The organism is Ancylobacter vacuolatus (genome assembly GCF_030813595.1).
Classification (GTDB): domain Bacteria; phylum Pseudomonadota; class Alphaproteobacteria; order Rhizobiales; family Xanthobacteraceae; genus Ancylobacter; species Ancylobacter vacuolatus.
This window is the reverse complement of record NZ_JAUSUH010000002.1, coordinates 483,905-502,263: the sequence shown is the minus strand read 5'-3', so window position 1 is coordinate 502,263 and position 18,359 is coordinate 483,905. Positions and strand designations below refer to the sequence as shown.

Annotated in this window: 15 protein-coding genes; 10 read left to right on the top strand and 5 right to left on the bottom strand. The window is 67.8% G+C overall.

Annotated elements, in window-relative coordinates:
* Positions 1 to 126 precede the first annotated feature (126 nt).
* From J2S76_RS06270 to J2S76_RS06240, 7 genes are all read left to right on the top strand, one after another.
* Complete coding sequence (locus J2S76_RS06270; RefSeq protein WP_307058562.1) at positions 127 to 1,359, top strand: alpha-hydroxy acid oxidase; 1,233 nt, start codon at positions 127 to 129, stop codon at positions 1,357 to 1,359.
* A 10-nt stretch (positions 1,360 to 1,369) separates the two neighbouring features.
* Positions 1,370 to 2,080 (top strand): molybdate ABC transporter substrate-binding protein, encoded by a 711-nt coding sequence (locus J2S76_RS06265; protein WP_307058560.1) that lies wholly within the window; start codon positions 1,370 to 1,372, stop codon positions 2,078 to 2,080.
* Between the two features lie 12 nt (positions 2,081 to 2,092).
* Positions 2,093 to 2,773: an aspartate/glutamate racemase family protein gene (locus J2S76_RS06260; protein ID WP_307058558.1), complete on the top strand. Its 681-nt coding sequence runs from the start codon at positions 2,093 to 2,095 to the stop codon at positions 2,771 to 2,773.
* 284 nt (positions 2,774 to 3,057) lie between these two features.
* Complete coding sequence (locus tag J2S76_RS06255) at positions 3,058 to 4,032, top strand: Bug family tripartite tricarboxylate transporter substrate binding protein (RefSeq protein WP_307058556.1); 975 nt, start codon at positions 3,058 to 3,060, stop codon at positions 4,030 to 4,032.
* Positions 4,033 to 4,135: 103 nt separating this feature from the next.
* Complete coding sequence (locus J2S76_RS06250) at positions 4,136 to 4,603, top strand: tripartite tricarboxylate transporter TctB family protein (RefSeq protein ID WP_307058554.1); 468 nt, start codon at positions 4,136 to 4,138, stop codon at positions 4,601 to 4,603.
* 9 nt (positions 4,604 to 4,612) lie between these two features.
* Positions 4,613 to 6,118, top strand: a complete 1,506-nt coding sequence (locus J2S76_RS06245) for a tripartite tricarboxylate transporter permease (RefSeq protein WP_307058552.1) — start codon at positions 4,613 to 4,615, stop codon at positions 6,116 to 6,118.
* A gap of 73 nt (positions 6,119 to 6,191) precedes the next feature.
* Positions 6,192 to 6,980, top strand: coding sequence for a hydroxypyruvate isomerase family protein (locus tag J2S76_RS06240; RefSeq protein ID WP_307058550.1), 789 nt, complete (start codon positions 6,192 to 6,194; stop codon positions 6,978 to 6,980).
* A 72-nt stretch (positions 6,981 to 7,052) separates the two neighbouring features.
* Here J2S76_RS06240 and J2S76_RS06235 read toward each other — a convergent pair whose 3' ends face one another.
* From J2S76_RS06235 to J2S76_RS06220, 4 genes are all read right to left on the bottom strand, one after another.
* A complete protein-coding gene (locus J2S76_RS06235; protein ID WP_307058548.1) occupies positions 7,053 to 7,757 on the bottom strand; it encodes a L,D-transpeptidase in 705 nt (234 codons plus the stop codon).
* Positions 7,758 to 7,949: 192 nt separating this feature from the next.
* Positions 7,950 to 9,449, bottom strand: a complete 1,500-nt coding sequence (locus J2S76_RS06230) for a tripartite tricarboxylate transporter permease (RefSeq protein WP_307058545.1) — start codon at positions 9,447 to 9,449, stop codon at positions 7,950 to 7,952.
* A gap of 7 nt (positions 9,450 to 9,456) precedes the next feature.
* Complete coding sequence (locus J2S76_RS06225; RefSeq protein WP_307058542.1) at positions 9,457 to 9,936, bottom strand: tripartite tricarboxylate transporter TctB family protein; 480 nt, start codon at positions 9,934 to 9,936, stop codon at positions 9,457 to 9,459.
* Positions 9,937 to 10,005: 69 nt separating this feature from the next.
* The gene (locus J2S76_RS06220) at positions 10,006 to 10,977 is read right to left on the bottom strand and encodes a Bug family tripartite tricarboxylate transporter substrate binding protein (protein WP_307058540.1); all 972 of its coding nucleotides are present in this window, start codon (positions 10,975 to 10,977) and stop codon (positions 10,006 to 10,008) included.
* A gap of 220 nt (positions 10,978 to 11,197) precedes the next feature.
* On the opposite strand from J2S76_RS06220, the gene J2S76_RS06215 reads away from it, so the two are divergent.
* From J2S76_RS06215 to J2S76_RS06205, 3 genes are read left to right on the top strand one after another with little or no spacing between them, the layout of a single operon-like run.
* Complete coding sequence (locus J2S76_RS06215; RefSeq protein WP_307058538.1) at positions 11,198 to 11,872, top strand: response regulator transcription factor; 675 nt, start codon at positions 11,198 to 11,200, stop codon at positions 11,870 to 11,872.
* Positions 11,859 to 13,247, top strand: a complete 1,389-nt coding sequence (locus tag J2S76_RS06210; RefSeq protein WP_307058537.1) for a sensor histidine kinase — start codon at positions 11,859 to 11,861, stop codon at positions 13,245 to 13,247. Before J2S76_RS06215 ends, J2S76_RS06210 begins: the two co-directional genes overlap by 14 nt.
* The gene (locus J2S76_RS06205) at positions 13,244 to 14,350 is read left to right on the top strand and encodes an ABC transporter substrate-binding protein (protein ID WP_307058535.1); all 1,107 of its coding nucleotides are present in this window, start codon (positions 13,244 to 13,246) and stop codon (positions 14,348 to 14,350) included. The genes J2S76_RS06210 and J2S76_RS06205 overlap by 4 nt, the downstream gene beginning before the upstream one ends.
* A gap of 93 nt (positions 14,351 to 14,443) precedes the next feature.
* Here the strand turns inward: J2S76_RS06205 and J2S76_RS06200 are convergent, their stop codons facing one another.
* Positions 14,444 to 18,304, bottom strand: coding sequence for an autotransporter outer membrane beta-barrel domain-containing protein (locus J2S76_RS06200; protein ID WP_307058534.1), 3,861 nt, complete (start codon positions 18,302 to 18,304; stop codon positions 14,444 to 14,446).
* Positions 18,305 to 18,359 lie beyond the last annotated feature (55 nt).

The window sequence follows — 18,359 nt, the reverse complement described above, 5'->3', positions numbered from 1 at the left end:
GATTTTCTTCTGTTGCCGGCTGGGTATGTTGGGCCCACGTGGAGAGCGTCGAGCCCGGCTCCCGAGGCCTCGCGCAGAATTTGGCCGTCGGCCCTCCACACGCCTCGACAACGCTGGGAGCGCCAGATGGACACCAACACAGCTGCGGCACAGGCGGCGCCCCTCGTCGCGCCGCCCCGCGCCGTCCACGCATCGAAGCCCGCGACGCCGACGGCGCGCCGCTTTCGCAAGCTGCTCGCGCTGGATGACTTCGAGAAGGCCGCCCGACGTCATCTGCCGCGTATGGTCTACGGCTTCGTCTCGGGGGCGTCGGAAACGGGTTCGGCGCTGCGCCAGAGCCGTGCCGGCTACGACCGGATCGCCCTGCTGCCACGCACCTTGATGGACGTGTCCGGCCGGACGACATCGACGCGCCTGTTCGGTACCGACTACAGCGCTCCCATCGGCATCTGCCCGTTCGGCGGCGCCGCCATGGTCGCCTATCGCGGCGACCTCGCCCTGGCGCGGGCGGCGCGCAACACCGGCGTGCCGATGATCCTGAGCGCATCCTCGCTCATTGCCCTTGAGGAGGTGCAGCGGGAAAATCCCGACGCCTGGTTCCAGGCCTATCTTGCCGGCGATCTCGCGCGCATCGAGCCGATGGTGAAACGGGTGGCGGATGCGGGTTTTGGCACGCTGGTGGTGACGGCCGACCATCCGGTGCCCTCCAACCGCGAAAACAACCTGCGCAACGGCTTCTCCATGCCGATCAAGATCACGCCCCAGACGGTGCTGGACAGCATGCTGCATCCCTCCTGGCTTTGCGGAACGATTCTGCGGACGGTGCTGCGGCACGGCATCCCGCATTTCGAAAACATGGACGCGCACCGGGGGCCGCCGATGTTCTCGCAGCACGCCGTGCGCAACATCAACAGCCGCGACCAGCTTGCCTGGAGCCATGTCGCGGCGATCCGGCGGATGTGGCAGGGCAAGCTTGTCATCAAGGGCGTGCTCAGCCTCGGCGACGTTCTCAAGGCGAAGGACGCGGGTGCCGACGGGGTGATCCTCTCCAACCATGGCGGCCGCCAGCTGGATTACGCGGTGGCGCCGATCGACATGCTGCCGGAAATCGTGGCGGCGAAGACCGGGCTCGTCACGATGATCGACGGCGGCGTCCGCCGTGGCACGGATGTGCTGAAGGCGCTGGCGCTCGGCGCGGATTTCGTCTTCGTCGGCCGTCCCTTCCTCTATGCGGCGAGCATCGGCGGCGCGGACGCCGTCGAGCACGCGATCGGTCTGCTCATCGACGAGATCAACCGCGACATGGCCCTGCTCGGCACACGCAATCGGTCCGAGATCACCTCGGATCTTCTCAGGTAAAGGACATTCCATGGCCGGAAGTAGCCTCAGGCTGATGAGCACATTGGCGGTCGAGAAGGCCTTCAAGAGCCGGATCCTGCCGGCCTGGCGGGAGCTCGGCAGGGAGATCGAGGTCGCGTGGAGCCCGACGACGGTGCTGATGCGCGAGGTCGAGGCTGGGGCACGCGCGGACGCGATCGTACTGATCGACGGCCCGATGGCCGAGCTCGTGGCGGCGGGAATCGTGCTGGCCGAAAGCGTGACGCCGATCGCTCAGGCCCGCGTCGGCCTCGGAATGCGCGCGGGCGCCATCCCGCCGGACATCTCGACCCCCGACCGCTTCCGGCAGGTCCTGCTGGACGCGCCCTCCATCGCCTATTCAAGGACCGGTGCGAGCGGCATCTACTTCGCCAGGTTGATCGCCCAACTCGGCATCGCCGACGAGATCAACGCCAAGGCGGTGGTCGTTCCGGCAGGGTTTACCGGCGAGAAGATCCTCTCCGGCGAGGCCGAATTCGCCGTGCAGCAGGTGAGCGAGCTGATGTCGGTGGACGGGGTGGAGGTCATCGGCGCGTTCCCGGACGAGGTGCAGGCGCCGACCGATTTCTCGGCGGCGATCTTCCGCGAGGCGCGCGAGCCGGCAGCGGCGCAGGCCTTCCTCGCCCATCTGACCTCCGCCGCGGCGCATAGCGCCTATTCCGAAGGTGGGCTCATCGCCCGCTTCGACCGCCCGGTCGGCTGAGAGGACCACGCCATGAGCACCGCCATGCCCCGCATCGTCCTGTTCCACGCCACGCCCGTCGCCATGGAGCCGATCAAGTCCTCCATGGCCCGGCTATGGCCGGAGGCGGAGGCGATCAACCTGCTCGACGATGGGCTCTCTGCCGACCGGGCCAAGGAAGGCCCCGAACTCTCTGACGCCCTCAGCGACCGCTTTGTCGATCTGGGACGCTATGCGGGTCGGATGGGAGCGGACGGCATCCTGATCACCTGCTCGGCCTTCGGGCCGGCGATCGACCGGATGAGCGCCGAGCTCGCGATCCCGGTGCTGAAGCCGAATGAGGCGATGTTCCGGGAAGCCATCGCCGCGGGAGGTCGGATCGGCATGCTCGCGACCTTCGCGCCGGCCGTGGCAACGATGACGGAGGAGTTCGAGCATTTCGTCGCCGAGGCGGGCACGCCGGCGACACTCGATACCATCGTGGTGCCCGACGCGATCGACCGGTTGCGCCAGGGCGATGCGGCGACCCATAACCGGCTAGTCGCCGAGCTGGCGCCGCGCTTCGCCGGTCACGACGCGATCATGCTCGCGCATTTCTCGACCTCGCGCGCCGCCGAGGCGGTTCGGGCCGTCGTGACCATCCCAGTGCTTTCCGCGCCGGACGCCGCTGTGCTGCGGATGCGCGCGCTGGTGCAGGGGGGACTGCCGCGCTGATCGGCGTCATCACAGAGCCCGTTGCGGGCCCAGGGCATCATCGGGATGCGGCGGGACATAAGGGTTTCTGACGAATGAAGCTAGACAAAGAAAGTTTTTTTACATTTCGTTCTGTGCGATTTCTCCGGGAACGTTTCGGTCAGGCTGGGCGCCCTGGGAAGGGGGCTGAAACTATCGCCGCAGGGCGCGTCGCCAGCGCCCAGAGAACGCATTGCCCAAGGCCGTCTTAAGGCCCGTCATCGCCCTCGACCGGCGCAACAAATATATCCCTGGGAGGAACAAGAATGATCAATCGCAGGCATTTCGTGGCGCTCGGCCTTGCCGCCGCCTCGCTCGCAACGGGCCCGGCGCTGGCCGCTGGCGGCTGGCCGACGGAAAAGCCGATCATGCTGGTCGTGCCGTTTCCGCCCGGCGGCGGGGTAGACCAGATGGCGCGGCTGATCGTGCCGTTTGTGCAAAAGCATCTGCCCGGCGCCAATATCGTCATCGAGAACCGCCCCGGCGCCGGCAGTCAGATCGGCATGGAATATGGCTTCGCCGCCGCCCCGGACGGCTATACGCTCATCGGCGTCACCTCGCCGGCGATGATGACCATCCCCTTCGACCGCCCGGTGCGCTACAAGGTCGATGAATTCACCTATATCGCCAATGTGATGGACGATCCGGGCGCGATTGCGGTGAAGGCCTCCTCCGACATCAAGGACCTGCCGGACCTGATCGCACGCCTCAAGGCGTCGCCGGAGAGCGTCAGCATCGGCCATACCGGCGTCGGCGGCGACGACCACCTGACCACGCTTGAGCTGCAGCAGGCGGCGGGCGTCGCGTTCAATGTCATCCCATTCAACGGCTCGGCCCCGGTCAACACGGCGCTGCAGGGCGGCCATATCGACGTCTCGGCGCTGAACGTCAGCGAATTTGTCCAGCCGGTGGCCGATGGCACCGTCCGGGTGCTGGCCCAGGCGGGCGACGCCCGCAGCGCCAGCCTGCCCGACGTGCCCACCTTCCGCGAGGGCGGCTACGCCTTCACCGTCGGCGCCCAGCGCGGGGTGGTGGCTCCTCCCGGCCTGCCCGCCGATATTCAGGCCAAGCTGGTTGCGGCCTTCAAGGCGGCGATGGAGGATCCCGAATTCAAGGAGACCGCCAAGAAGCTGAATGCGCCGATCCATGGCCTGTATGGCGATGAGTACCGCACGTCGGTGCTCGGCATTGATGCGCGGCTGAACGAGATGTGGAAGACCAATCCCTGGAAGAACCAGTAGGCGCGCTCGCCGAGGGCGCTCCTTGCCGCTGTCGGACCCGGGCGCAGCCGGGCCCGACAGCGCGCGCCTTCGACCCACGGACAGCTACCGGGAATATCGGCCAATGAAGGCTCCAAAGGATTTCTGGACCGGCGCGATCTACCTCGTCATCGGCCTTGTCGGCTTTGCTGTGGCACGCGACTACCGTCTCGGGACCGCGACGCATATGGGGCCCGGCTATTTCCCCGCCGTGCTGACCGGGCTGCTGGCGCTGGTGGGCCTGATCTCGGTTGTGCGCGCCTTCGTGGTCGAGGGCGCTCCCATCGGTACCCTGGCGCTAAAGCCACTTGCCTCGGTCGTCGGCGCCATCCTCGTCTTCGGCCTTGCCATCGTTCCTCTGGGCGGGGCGGTGGCGATGCTGCTGACCGTCCTCGTGGCGGCGACGGCTAGCCGGCAATTCAGGCTCGCCCCGCTCCCGCTCGCGGGCGCAGCGGGGCTCGTCGCGACCTGCTGCCTGGTGTTCATCCAGATGCTCAACGTGCCGATTCCCCTGGTCGGTCCCTGGCTGCGGCCTCTGCTGCCAAACTTCTGAGGACGCGCCATGGATGTGATCGCCAATCTCGGGCTCGGCCTCCAGGTCGCGCTGGACCCGACGAACCTCCTCTACTGCCTCCTTGGCGTGCTGCTGGGAACGGCCATCGGCGTTCTCCCCGGGCTGGGTCCGGTCCCGACGATCGCGATGCTCCTGCCGCTGACCTATGGGCTCGCCCCCGATTCTGCGCTCATCATGCTGGCCGGCATTTTCTACGGGGCGCAATATGGTGGATCGACCACGGCGATCCTGGTCAATCTGCCCGGCGAATCCTCCTCCGTGGTCACCGCGCTCGACGGCTATCGCATGGCACGGGCCGGCCACGCCGGGCGGGCGCTGGCGACGGCGGCCATCTCGTCCTTCGTCGCTGGCACCATCGCAACCGTGGTGATCGCCATTGCCGCCCCGCTGCTGGCGGGCGCGGCGCTCGCCTTCGGGCCGGCGGACTATTTCTCGCTCATGGTCCTCGGGCTAATCGCCTCGGTGGTGCTCGCCAGCGGGTCGCTGCTGCATGCGATCGGGATGATCCTGCTCGGGCTGATCCTCGGCGTGGTGGGGACCGACATCAATTCAGGGATCGCGCGCTTCACCTTCGAGGTACCTCAGCTCGCCGACGGCATCGACTTCGTCGTCATCGCCATGGGCCTGTTCGGCATCGGCGAGATCGTCGCCAATCTGGAAGACGAAACCAGCCGCTCGGCCATCATGCCCAAGGTGAAGAACCTGTTCCCGACGCGGGACGACCTGCGACGCATCATCGGCCCAACCCTGCGCGGGACGGCCATGGGCTCGGTTCTCGGCATCCTTCCCGGCGGCGGCGCGGTGCTCTCCTCCTTCAGCGCCTATGCGCTGGAGAAGCGGGTGTCGAAGAATTCGGCCCAGTTCGGCAAGGGCGCCATTGAGGGCGTTGCCGCTCCGGAGGCCGCCAACAATGCCGGGGCGCAGACCTCGTTCATCCCGATGCTGACGCTGGGCATCCCGTCGAATCCGGTCATGGCGCTGATGATCGGCGCGTTGATGATCCAGGGCATCCAGCCCGGTCCCAGCGTGATGGTGCAGCAGCCCGCGCTGTTCTGGGGCCTCATCGCCTCCATGTGGTGCGGCAACCTGATGCTGGTCATCCTCAACCTGCCTCTGGTCGGGTTGTGGGTGAAGATGATCTCCATTCCCTACCGCTACATGTTCCCGGCGATCGTGCTGTTCAGCGTCATCGGGGTGTTCACGCTCAGCAATTCGACCTTCCATGTCTATCTGCTCGCGGGCTTCGGCATCCTCGGCTACGTCTTCAAGAAGCTCGACGCTGAACCCGCTCCGCTCCTCCTGGCCCTCATTCTCGGGCCGATGATGGAGGAAGAGCTGCGCCGCGCCATGATGCTCTCGAAAGGCGACCCGATGGTGTTCGTGTCGCGGCCGATCAGCGCCACGATGCTGGCGGTGGCGGTCGTGCTGCTGGCGCTGATGATCGCCCCCGCCCTGCGCAAGAAGCGCGAAAGCGCGTTCCAGGAAGACAGCTGACCCCTCAGGCGGACATGCCGCGCTGGCCCTCGGACCAGCGGCGCCCCCATTGCCTGGCCAGGATCCCGCGACCATGACACAACGCTACCGCTACAGCGCTCATCTCGGCTTTCTCTTCACCGAGCTTGCCTTCCCTGAGCGTTTCCGCGCCGCCAGGCTCCATGGCTTCTCGGCGGTCGAGCATCCCGCCCCCTATGGCGTTCCCGCCGCGCAGATGGCGCAATGGCTGGAAGAGACCGGCCTGCCCTATGTCCAGTTCGGGCTTTACTCTGGCGATGCGGCCAAGGGCGAGAAGGGGCTGGCGATCTTCCCGGAGCGGCGCGCCGAGTTCCGCGCCAGCGTCGCCGCCGGGCTGGACTATGCCGCGACCATCGGGGTCGGCATGCTGCATGCGATGGCCGGCATCCTGCCGAAGCCGCTACGCCAGCCGGCGCACCGGGACTGCTACATCGAGAACCTCGCCTGGGCGGCCGATCGCGCGGCCGAGCGGGGCGTGGTGATCCTCGTCGAGGCGATGAGCGCGGGGGCGGTCCCGGATTATTTCGTCGAGACGCCGGACGAGGCCGCCGCCGCCATCGCCGAAACGGGCCGCGGCAATATTCGCCTGCTGCTCGATGTGTTCCACACCGTCAATAGCGGGCTCGACCCGCTGGCGCAGATCCGCGCCCATGCCGGTGCCATCGGCCATGTCCACATTGCCGACCATCCGGGGCGCCACGAGCCCGGGAGCGCCGGGATCGATTTCAACGAGGTTCGGCGCGCGCTTGCAGAGGCGGGCTATGACGGCTTCATCGGCTGCGAATACAACCCGCGCGGCGCGACGGTGGACGGCCTGACATGGCTTGCCAAGGAAACAGCGTGAGGGGTTTGGTGCGAGGCCGTTGGCGCCGCGCCGCCCCGGGGCATGGCTGAAACGCCGGCCCGTCGGGCAGCTTCAGGCCGGCAGGACGACGACCTTGGTCTTGACCGGGGTGCTATCGTAAAGCTGGATCATGTCCTGACTCAGCAGGCCGACGCAGCCGCTGGTCACGCCGGAGCCGATCGATTCGGGATCGCTGGTCGCGTAGATCGTGTACAGCGTGTAGACGCCGTTCTGATAGAGATGCAGGGTGCGCGCGCCGAGCGGATTGTCGAGGCCGCCCGGCATGCCGCGGGCATATTTCGCCACTTCGGGCTGGCGCTTGATCATTTCCCTGGGCGGCGTCCAGGTCGCCCATTCGCTCTTGCGTCCGACATAAGCGTCGCCGCTCCACAGGAAGCCCTGGCGCCCGACATTGGCCCCGTAGCGGGTCGCCATGCCGTCTTCCTCGACGCGGTAGACGTAGTAATTCTTGGGGTCGACGATAAGGGTTCCCGGCGCCTCCGCCGTCTCGTAGCGGACGGTGCGGCGGAAATATTTCGGATTGACCTTGCTGACATCGACGGCCGGAATCGGGAATTTCTCCTCCGGCACCGGGCCGTAGACCTTCGCCGCCTCGGCGAGGCTCATACCGTCGGGATTGGCGCAGCCGGCCAGCCCGAGCGCGCCAAGGCTGATCGCCGAGCCGGCCAGGAACGACCGGCGGCTGAGCCGCCCCGCCCGCTGCCGAGCGTACTCGTTCATCGTGCCGGCATCGGCGTTGCGACCGTCGCTGATCATATATGAGCTTCCCGTGCTGTTCGCGAAGGAGAGGCCGGGTCCGGCCGGGCCACCTGCTTTTCGCCGGGATGAGTTAGCGCTTGCAGGGCCTCCGTGGCAAGCGCAGCCCTGCCCTGCGCTTTCGCGCAGGATCAGGCCATCAGGGCGCCACGATGGCGCAATGCCCGCTGTGCTTGAAGCGCTCCGCGCCCCTCAAACGCGCGCCGCGCGCCGACGCGACCAGCGCTGCAGCGCCCACGGCCCCACCGCGACGAAGGCCGCGAGCACCCACAGAATGATCGAGATGTGGCTCTGGAACAGAATGCTGAGCTCGCCGCCGCTGATGGCCAGCGCATTGCGCAGGTTAACCTCCATCACCTTGCCGAGCACGAAGCCGAGGATGATCGGCGCCATGTCGAAGCCGAGCTTGCGCAGCAGCCAGCCCATGCAGCCGATGCCCAGCATGAGCAGGACAGCCTCGACGCTGGCATGGGTCGAATAGACGCCCACCACCGACAGGACGAGGATACCGGGCACCAATATCCAGTTCGGCAGCAGCAGCAGGCGCGAGAAGATGCCGACAAAGGGGATGTTGAGCAGCAGTAGAAGCACGTTGCCGATATAGAGCGAGGCGATCAGGCCGCCGACGATTTCCGGCCGTTCGGCAAAGAGCTGGGGCCCCGGCTGGATGTTGTAGAGCATCAGCGCGCCGAGCATCACCGCCGTGGTGCCGCTGCCGGGCACCCCGAGGGTCAGCATGGGCACGAAGGCGCCGGCGGCGCAGGAATTGTTCGCTGCTTCCGGCGAGGCGAGGCCGCGCATGTCGCCCTTGCCGAAGGTGCCGTCACGGTCGGAGACGCGCTTTTCCAGCGTGTAGGAAACCGCGCTCGCCACCGAGGCGCCGGTCCCCGGCAGCACACCGACGACAAAGCCGATGATCGAGCCGCGCAGCGTGGCGCCGGTGGTGAAGACAACGTCCTTCCAGCGCACGAAGGTGCGCCCGACCTTGCCGACGATCGAGGTTCCGGTGGCGTGGCTCTCCAGCATCAGCATGGCTTCGGAGATCGAGAACAGGCCGATCACCAGCACCACGAAGTCAATGCCGTCGCCGAGCTCCGGGCTGTCGAAGGTGAAGCGATAGGCCCCCGAGGTCGGGTCGAGCCCGACGGTGGCCAGCATCAGCCCGAGCACGCAGCCGATCAGCGTCTTGACCGGCTGGCTGCCGACCATCGAGCCCAGCGTGGCGAAGGCAAAGACCATCAGCACGAAATACTCCGCCGGGCCGAAGCCGATGGCGAGGCTGGCGAGGAAGGGGGCGAACAGCGTCAGGCCCACCACGCCGATGATGCCGCCGACAAAGGAGGAGAGGCCGCTGATCATCAGCGCCTCGCCCGCCCGCCCCTGCCGCGCCAGCGGGTTGCCGTCCAGCGCCGTCATCACCGCGCCGGCATCGCCCGGGACGTTGAGAAGGATGGAAGAAATACGCCCGCCATATTCCGAGCCGGTATAGATGGCGGCGAGCAGGATCATCGTGCTCTCGGGCGGCAGGCCGAGCGTGTAGGCGATCGGCAGCAGCAGGGCGATGCCGTTGATCGGACCGATGGCCGGCAGCGCGCCGATGATGGTGCCGAGGAAGCAGCCGACAAGGCCGATCAGCAGGTTCTGCCAGCTCAGCGCGACGGAAAAGCCGGTCCAGAGATAATCGAGAGTCATGATTGTGCTAGCCCCGGCGCGAGGCGGCGAAAAGCTCGCCTACGGGAAGATAGACGTCGAGCAGATAGCCGAAGACGAGGTACCAGAGCGCCGCCTGCACCAGCCCGCCGATCAGCGAGGCGCGCCAGGAGGCGCCGAAAATCCGGCCGACGCCCGCGGTCATGACGAACATCGCGCCGGCAAAGCCGATCGGCTCGAACAGCAGCGCGGCGATGAGCACCAGCGCCGGCAGCGCGATGCAGCGCATCAGCACCATGCCCTGCGGCCAAGCCTCGGACCGGCCGGGAACGAAGAGGTAGATCAGCGACAGCAGGGCGAGAATCGCGGCGAGCAGCACCGGAAACACGCGCGGGCCCAGCGGATCGGAGGAGAAGGCGTACTCGATCCCGCTGCCGGCATAGCCATAGATCAGGCTGAACACCAGCAGGGCGAGCGCGGCAAGCCGATTGCTGAGCGAACCGGCGAGGGGGCGTTGAGGGGCGTCCATGGCGTGATCCTGGCTGGCCGCACGGGGCGGCCCCGCGCGCTGGCGAGGCCGCAGGCGAGTCGGTTGGACTTAGAGGCCGGCTTCCTTGGCCAGCGTCTTGAAGCGCAGCACGTCGCTCTTCACCTTGGCGTCGAATGCGGGGCCGATGAGGGTGTAGGGAAACAGGCCACGCGCCGCGAGTTCTGCCTTGAACTCGGGCGTCTGCACGAGCTTGCCGAAGGCGTCGGTCCAGGCGGCATAGTCCGCATCGCTGACCTTGGCGCCGGTGTAATAGCCGCGCCAGATCACCCAGTCGAAATCATAGCCCTGCTCGCGCGTGGTCGGAATATTGGCGAGATCGCCGGTCAGGCGCTCGGGCGACATGACGGCGAGGATGCGGACCTTGCCCGCCAGATGGTGCTTGACCATTTCCGAAGCGTCGCCGGCGCCGATCTTGATGTGCCCGCCCTCCAGCGAGGTCAGCACCGCGCCGCCGCCTTCAAGCGCGACATAGCGCATCTTCTTCGGGTCCTGCCCGGCGCCCTTGGCGATGAGCGCGGCCTTCATCCAGTCCTGACTGCCGACGGCACCGCCGCCGCCGATCGGGAAGCTGGCCGGGTTGGCGCCATAGGCGTCGGAGAGTTCCTTCAGCGTCTTGTAGGGCGAATCGGCGCTGACAACGATGACGCCGTAATCGGCGCCTAGCGCGCCGATCCAGCGGACGGCGTTCTCGTCATGGCTGCCGAACTTGCCCTGGGCGAGCAGCAGCGCCGAGCCGGTGGAGGCGGCGACGATGAGGCTGGGATCGGCTGCCCGCTTGCCGACGACGTGGTTATAGGCGATGGCGCCGACGCCGCCTTCCATATAGGTGACGACCATGGGCTGTTCGATCAGCTTGGCGGCGAGCAGCGAATTGGCCGCGAGCCGGCAGGTGACGTCGAAGCCGCCGCCCGGCTTGGCGCCGGCAAGGCATTCGGTCTTCTGCGGCAGGGCAACCGCGCCGCCGGCGAGCAACGCGCTCACCAGGCCGGCCAAGGCGAATTTCGTGAAAGTGGCGTTCATCGTGGGGCTCCTCCGAAAACTCTGTGCCATCGCCTCGCCGCGCCTGCGGGGCGGCTCGAAAGGTCAGCGGAGTTGCGGAAGCCACGCGGGCTGTGCCTGCGCTGGCCGGACGTTCCTCCACTCTTACGGCACCGTCTGCGCGGTGCTTGGAGGAGCTTTGCTAGAGCGATTTCCTGTCATACAGCTGTCTTTGCGACAGGCGCCGCGGGCCGGGTGACAGATGCGTATCCTGCTGGTCGAAGACACGAGGGATGTCGGCGAGGCGATCATCGGCCGCCTCAGCCGGATCGGTCATGCGGTCGACTGGGAGGTCGACGGCGCCGCAGGCATGGAGGTGCTGAGCCGCACCAGCTACGACCTCGTCATTCTCGATGTGATGCTGCCGGGACTCGATGGATTCAGCCTTCTGGCGCAACTGCGCGCGCGCGGCTCGACGACGCCCGTGCTGATCCTCACCGCCCGCTCGCGGGTGGAGGACCGCGTGGATGCGCTCGACATCGGCGCCGACGACTATCTGGTGAAGCCCTTCGACTTCCGCGAGCTCGAAGCCCGGGTGCGGGCGCTCATCCGGCGCAATGGCGGGGAGGCGACCAATCTGCTGCGCTGCGGCGACATCAGCATCGACCGTCTCACCCGGATGGTGCGGGTGGGCGACTGCGAGGTCCATCTCAAGCGGCGCGAGCTCACCCTGCTCGAGATCCTGTCGTCGCGGCCCGGCCGCGTCTTCGGCAAGGACGAACTGCTCGACCGCATGTTCGGCCATGACGAGGCGCCCGGCCCCAATGCCGTCGAGCTTTATATCGGCCGCCTGCGCCGCAAGATCGAGGGCGCCCGCGCCCAGATCGTCACGGTGCGGGGCTTCGGCTACCAGATGGTGATTGATGGCCCGGCGTGAGCCTTCGCTGTTCGTCCGCCTGTTTGCTCTCATGTCGCTGGTGCTGGTGTTCGGCGCGGCGGTGCTGATGACCGCTGCCTGGTACTCGGCCCGCCAGGCCGCCGACGAAGCCTATGACCGCCTGTTGCTCGGCGCGGCCTACCAGATCGCCGACGCCATCCAGGTGCAGGAGGGCGAGCCGGAGATCGCACTTCCCGTCTCCGCCTTCGAACTGCTGGCCTTGTCGGATCGTGACCGCATCTTCTACCGTGTGCTCGATCCGGCCGGGCGCACGATGACCGGTTATGAAAGCCTTGCCGATCCGGCGGCGGCGGAGGCCTCCCCCGACAAGGCGCTGGTCGAGAACGCGACCTTCGATGGCGAGGTCGTGCGCGTGGCCCGGGTGTCGCGCCGCTTCGACGACCCGCAGATGCGCGGCGACGCCGTCGTCATCGTTGCCCAGACCGTGGAAGCGCGCCAGGCGCTGGCGCGCGACCTCACCTTCCGCTCCTTCATCCTGGTCGGTGTCATGGGGGCGATCGCCATCGGGGGCACGATCTTCGCCGTGCGCCGGGCGCTGGCACCGATCAGCCGGCTGGAGGCGGCGATCCGCCAGCGCGACCCGCTCGACCTGACGCTGGTCAGCGTCTCCACCCCGCGCGAGCTGGCCCCGTTCGTGGCGGAGATCAACGGCTTCATCGAGCGGCTGCGTGCCCGGGTCGAGCTGATGCAGCAATTCATCGCTGACGCGGCGCACCAGCTCCGCACGCCGCTGGCCGCCCTGGAGGGCCAGGTCGACCTGCTCGCGAATGACCAGGTGACGCCGGAGGGACGCAAGCATCTCGACCGTATTCGCGTCCGCACCGGGCAGCTCTCCCGGCTCGCCAACCAACTGCTCAGCCATGCCATGGTGGCGCATCGGGAGCGGGCGGTGGCGGGTTCGCCGGTGGACCTCGCCGAGCTGACGCGGCGCGCGCTCGACGACGCGATCCCCGACACGCTGGAGCGGGACATTCTCGTCACCCTGCACGCGCCCCCCGCGCCGCTGATCGTGAGCGGCGATCCGGTCAACCTCGCGGAGGCGATCAAGAACATCGTCGACAACGCCCTGCGCCATGGCGCGCCGTCACGCATCACGGTGCGGCTGTCGCGGCGTCAGGACATGGCGGTGGTCGAGGTGGAGGATGATGGCCCGGGCATTGCGCCGGCGCAGTGGGCGCGGGTGGTTCAGCGCTTCGGCGCGCCCTCCGCCGATGGCAAGGGGTCGGGGCTCGGCCTGTCGATCACGGCGGAGGTGGCCGCCGCCCATGGTGGGGGGCTCTCCTTCGTGGCGAAGGGGGCGGTTGGCTTCGTCGTGGTGCTGTCGCTGGCGATACAAGGACGGGAATTCGCATGAGCCGTTTCACCGGGCGCCGTGTTCCGGCTGTCGCTCTGGCCGCTTCGATCGGCGCCGCCCTGCTGCTCGCCATGAGCCTGGGCGCGCATAGCCAGACCATGACGCGGTTTCCAGCCCCCGGTACCCCATCGGACACGCTGTCGATCCATGCCGCGACGGACCTCTCCGCACTGGCGCCGCTGATTCAGGATTTCCAGCAGCTCACGCCTGGCACGACGGTCGAGATACTGGAATATGTGACCAACGATCTGTTCTCTGCCGCCGCCCGGGCGTGCCAGGAGGGCCGTCCGCTCGGCGACGTTCTGCTGTCCTCTTCGGTGGACCAGCTGGTGAAGCTGGCCAATGACGGCTGCGCCCAGCGGGTCGACGGCCCGAACCTGCCCCGCGCCCCACGCTGGGCGAACTGGCGGGACGAGGTGTTCGGCTTCACCTTCGAGCCGATCGTGATGGTCTATAACCGCGACAGCGTGCCTGCCGCCGACGTGCCGCGCACCCATCTCGAACTCGCCGAACTGCTCCGGCGCGAGGCCGATCGCTATCGCGGCCGGGTGGGCACCTATGATGTGCGGCTCTCGGGCATCGGTTATCTCCTGGCCTTCAACGATGCCCGGCAGACGACGACCACCTATGGCCGATTGCTGGAGAGCCTGGGCCGTGCGCAGGTCGTCGTGCGCTGCTGCACCTCGGAAATACTCGACGAGGTGGCGGCGGGCCGGTTGCTGATCGGCTACAATATGCTTGGCTCCTACGCCTATGAGCGGATGCGGCGCGGCCAGCCGATCGGCATCATCATGCCGGCGGACTACACGCTGGTGCTGAGCCGCGGCGCGATGGTGCCGGCCCATGCGCCGAATACGGGCCTGGCTGGCCGCTTCATCGACTATCTGCTGTCCGAGCGGGGCCAGGGCGTGGGACAGAGCCAGTCCTTCTTCTTCGGGCTGGACGGTGCGGCGCCTCCGGGCATTGAAGGGCCTGACGTGGTGACGTCGGGCATCGCCCGCCCGATCACTGTGGGGCCGGCCCTGCTGGCGGTGCAGGATGCCGCCCGGCGGAAGCGCTTTCTCGACGACTGGTCGCAATCGATGATTCAGAGCGCGCCCTGATACGCGGCGCGCCCGATCATTCGAGGATGGGCCCGGTCAGAACTTCATCCCGAACTGGACCGTGAAGGCGTTCTGCGACGCGGAGCCGGCGAGCTAGCCGGTGTAGGACGCGCCGAGAGACGCCGTGTCGGACAGCGCATAGGTGAGCCCCGCCTCCAGCAGCAGGGCATCTTCCGCAATCGGCACGCCCGTGACCGAGAACGGCGTCGCGCCGCCGAAGAACTGCATGGTCGAGACCTGCGACGTGTCGCCAAAGGCGTGCTGCCAGCCAAGCGTCGCATGCGGCGTCAGCGTCTTGCCGCCGAGCTGGACCGTCGTCGCCGCGCGCAGGCCGAGCGTCGAATAAACCGTGTCCATGCCGCCGGTGGACACGGAAAGCGCCGCCGCCCCGCCGGTTTCCGCGAAGGAGGCGCCGGAGACGTTGACATAGGCCAGACCCGCGAAGGGCTCGAAGGCGAACGACCCTACCTCCATGTCATAGCCCACCTCGCCGAACACCTGGGTGGTGCCGGTGGTGAAATCGCCCTCGGTGGCGTCGAAGAAGCCGGGGAAGACGACGCTGCGCGACATCGACACATCGTGCCACGTATAGGCCGCGCCACCGCGCAGGGCGATGTTGGCGAACTGGGCGCCGGCATAGAGGCCGATGTCGACATTATCCATCGAGCCGGAGGAGGAGCGGCCGGTCACGTCGAAATCCGACTGGCTGTAGCCGGCGAACAGGCCGGCGCGGGCATTGTCCACCACCGCGACGTCGGCACCCATCAGGAAGCCGCCGATCGAGTTGGAAATGGTGGCGGCATTGCCGTTGGAATAGGTGTCGCCCCAGCCGCCATAGCCTTCGAGCCACAGGGTGGGGGTATAGCCTTCGGCGAGCTGGGCTTTCACCGGGCCGGGACCATAGGCCAGCGGCGAGACACCCGGCGCGGTGAGCGACTGCATCAGCCGCGCCCCCACCGCGTCGCGCAGATAGACCGACTGCTGCTGGATCACGCTGCCGACCGAGGCATAGGCCTCGCCGGACAGCGCGTTGAAGGCGCCTGGCGCGGAGGTGGCCGTCTGCTGCACCAGCGCGTCGAACACCGCACTGCCGGCGCCCAGCGTCTGCGCCGCCGTGGCGGTGGTGAACTGGTTCTTCGTCAGCGCGTAGGTGGCGAAATCGACGCCGGTGTAGTGCAGCAGCAGGTAGATATTGGTCTCATCCTTCTCGAGCGCGGCGTCGAGGAAGGCGTAATTCTCGGTCACGCTGCCGAAATTGCCGGTGACGCCTCCGTTGGCGGTGAGGATGGCGTATTTGGTGTCCACCTCATAACGGCCCGGCTGGGCGACGACCTCAACCGTCGCGCCGCTGTCGATGGTGGCCGTGCCGCTGGCGATGATGAGATCGTGCGCGCCGGAGGGCGTCACATCCACCTGATAGGTGGAGCCGGCCTCGAAGGAAACGGTCGTCGCGTTCAGCGTCCCGGGCGAATTGCCGGGAGCCGCGGTGCCGCCGTCATGGATGATGAGGGCATTGACCGTGCCATTGCCGGCGATGATGCCGCCCTCATAGGCTTCCACGCTGGAGGCGGTGGCGAATTCGCTGCCGGTCAGCTTCAGTGTGGCATTGCCGACCGTCACAAAGCCTTCAAAGATGTCGGACTCAGGAACGAGGCCCGCATAGGTGAAGGTGCCGCCGCCCATGAAGCCGAGGGCGGTGCCTGCGGCGCCCTTGATGTTGTTGGTGATGGTGTAGGTGTCCGAGCGGCTGAAGGTGAGCGTGCCGGACCCGCTGAGATCGATCTTGCCCGCCACCGAGCCGGTGGTGCCGCCGGCGCCGATCATGGCGTAGCCGGAGATCGAGGTGGTGCCGGAATAGGTGTTGTCGCCGCTGAGGGTGACGGTGCCGTTGGAGCCGGTGATGACCAGCCCGCCCTCGCCGCTGATGACGCCGGCAAAGCTGGACGAACTTCCGTTCACCTGGATCGTGAGGTCCTTGGTGCCGAGGACCACGCGGCTGGTCGCCTCGGTGCTGTTCAGGCTCTTGAGCGCGTCCCCGTTATTGGTGCCGGAAATGTCCAGCGTGGCCTTGCCGAGGGTGACGCCGCTGGCGGAGGTGAGTCGGCCCGCGCCGCTCACGGCCAGGGTGCCGGCCGAGACGGTGACAGCGCCGGTATAGCCTTTGTTGCCGGCTGTCAGCGTCAGCGTGCCGGCGCCGTCCTTGGTAAGCGCTCCGGAGCCGAAGATGGAGGAGTCGAGGGTCAGCGTCGTGGCTGCCGCGACGGAGAGCGTACCGCCCTTCAACCCGACGGTGAATTCCCGCGTCGTGCTGATGGATTGGGTCGTCAGCAGCGTGCCGCCGTTCAGCGTCACACCGGCGGACGAAGCGCCGAGATTATTGTCGGCGCTGATCGAGAGCGTGCCCTCATTGATGGTCCAGGCGAGGCTGCTGCTCGAGAAGTCGCCGGTCAGCGTCCAGGTCGAGGTGCCGGTCTTGGCCAGGGCATCGAAGCCGTCGGCGTAACCGGTCAGCGTGGTCGCGTCGATGGTCTTGTCATTGGTGCCGCCGAGAGCGAGCGTGTCGGTTCCGCTGGAATGCGAGACGTCGCCGAGGAAGGTCGGCAGATTGCCGTTCGCATCCGCGCGCAGCTCGAGCGTATTGACGCCATTGCCGAAGCTAAGCGCCGCGGTACGGGTGACGCCATCCCCGCCGAGGCCGCCCTGCACCGTGGCCGTCCCTTCGAGCACCACCCAGACATTGCTGCCGCCGATGCCGACGCCGCCGGCGCCATCGGCCACGTTTCCTGTACCGACACCGCCGGCACCGCCGGAAACCGTGACCCCACTCGCCACGGTGATGAGGGAATTCAACGCGCCAATGCCCGTCCCGCCCGCGCCGCTGGTCCCGAAGGAGTTGGCGACCCCGCCGGTACCGCCGGTGACGTTGGCATTGACGTTGATGATGGCGAGGCCGGGCGTCGAATCCACATTGCCGGCAAAGATGCCGATGCCGCCCTCGCCGCCGGTGATTGTCGCGCCGCTGGACACCGTGCCACCCGTGCCGCCGACAAGGGCGGAATTCACATTGACGGTCAGCAGCCCCGCTTGCTGGAATGTGAGGATGTAGATCCCCATGCCGCCCTGGCCACCGACCGACGGCTCACCAATGGCTGAGCCACCGGTGCCCGCCGTCACCGTGCCCTCGATCGTCACGGTGGTGGGATCGACCGACGAGGAGCTGAGCACCAGGCCCGCTCCGCCCGTGCCGCCAACCGAACCGTTGCCGCCGCCGGCGCCGCCGGCGCCGCCCGTCGCGGAGGCGGTGGAGCCAAACGTGACATCGGCGCCCGCATCGGTCGTCAAAATAGTAAGGCCGGCGCCGCCACCGCCGCCGCTGCCGGCCGGGTTGCCCGAGCCACCCGCGCCGCCGGCACCGCCGACGAAATCCGCGCCGATCGTGCTGGACCCGGCTCCCGACGCCACCGATCCGCCATAGCCGCCGCCGCCACCGCCGCCGCCCACGCCGCCAGCGGCGCCAGCACCGCCGGCGCCGCCGGTAAAGGTCAGGGTCGAATCGGTCACGCCCGATACCGCGCCGGCATAGCCATGGGCGCCGCCGCCGCCGCCGCCGGCCGTGCTGCCGCTGCTTCCGGCTGCACCGCTGGCGCCGGCAGTCGCGCCGCCGGCCCCGCCCGCACCGCCGCTATTGCCGCCATTGCCGCCCGCACCGCCCGATGCGCCGCCGCCGCCGCCGCCGCCGCTTTCTGACCCCGTGCTCCCGCTAGTGCCTGCGATACCCGTGCCATTAGACGACGGGTTTGCAGCGCCGCCGGCGATGTCGCCGCCGCCTGTGCCGCCCCTGCCCGGCATGGTCAGGTCCAGGGCCTGCGCAGAGCCAGCGACCATCACGGCGGCTGAGGCCAGCAGCAGGCGCCGCAGTGCGCGCGAGGAAACCTTGGGCAAGGGGAGAAGCATGCGGACCGCCTGATTTAAAAATCGATACAAACAATGCGGTATTATGGTGGCTCTC

Excerpts from the sequence above, each read along its gene's own strand:
- J2S76_RS06270 (WP_307058562.1), top strand. The coding sequence starts at position 127 with ATGGACACCAACACAGCTGCGGCACAGGCGGCGCCCCTCGTCGCGCCG.
- J2S76_RS06265 (WP_307058560.1), top strand. The coding sequence starts at position 1,370 with ATGGCCGGAAGTAGCCTCAGGCTGATGAGCACATTGGCGGTCGAGAAG.
- J2S76_RS06260 (WP_307058558.1), top strand. The coding sequence starts at position 2,093 with ATGAGCACCGCCATGCCCCGCATCGTCCTGTTCCACGCCACGCCCGTC.
- J2S76_RS06255 (WP_307058556.1), top strand. The coding sequence starts at position 3,058 with ATGATCAATCGCAGGCATTTCGTGGCGCTCGGCCTTGCCGCCGCCTCG.
- J2S76_RS06250 (WP_307058554.1), top strand. The coding sequence starts at position 4,136 with ATGAAGGCTCCAAAGGATTTCTGGACCGGCGCGATCTACCTCGTCATC.
- J2S76_RS06245 (WP_307058552.1), top strand. The coding sequence starts at position 4,613 with ATGGATGTGATCGCCAATCTCGGGCTCGGCCTCCAGGTCGCGCTGGAC.
- J2S76_RS06240 (WP_307058550.1), top strand. The coding sequence starts at position 6,192 with ATGACACAACGCTACCGCTACAGCGCTCATCTCGGCTTTCTCTTCACC.
- J2S76_RS06235 (WP_307058548.1), bottom strand. The coding sequence starts at position 7,757 with ATGATCAGCGACGGTCGCAACGCCGATGCCGGCACGATGAACGAGTAC.
- J2S76_RS06230 (WP_307058545.1), bottom strand. The coding sequence starts at position 9,449 with ATGACTCTCGATTATCTCTGGACCGGCTTTTCCGTCGCGCTGAGCTGG.
- J2S76_RS06225 (WP_307058542.1), bottom strand. The coding sequence starts at position 9,936 with ATGGACGCCCCTCAACGCCCCCTCGCCGGTTCGCTCAGCAATCGGCTT.
- J2S76_RS06220 (WP_307058540.1), bottom strand. The coding sequence starts at position 10,977 with ATGAACGCCACTTTCACGAAATTCGCCTTGGCCGGCCTGGTGAGCGCG.
- J2S76_RS06215 (WP_307058538.1), top strand. The coding sequence starts at position 11,198 with ATGCGTATCCTGCTGGTCGAAGACACGAGGGATGTCGGCGAGGCGATC.
- J2S76_RS06210 (WP_307058537.1), top strand. The coding sequence starts at position 11,859 with ATGGCCCGGCGTGAGCCTTCGCTGTTCGTCCGCCTGTTTGCTCTCATG.
- J2S76_RS06205 (WP_307058535.1), top strand. The coding sequence starts at position 13,244 with ATGAGCCGTTTCACCGGGCGCCGTGTTCCGGCTGTCGCTCTGGCCGCT.
- J2S76_RS06200 (WP_307058534.1), bottom strand. The coding sequence starts at position 18,304 with ATGCTTCTCCCCTTGCCCAAGGTTTCCTCGCGCGCACTGCGGCGCCTG.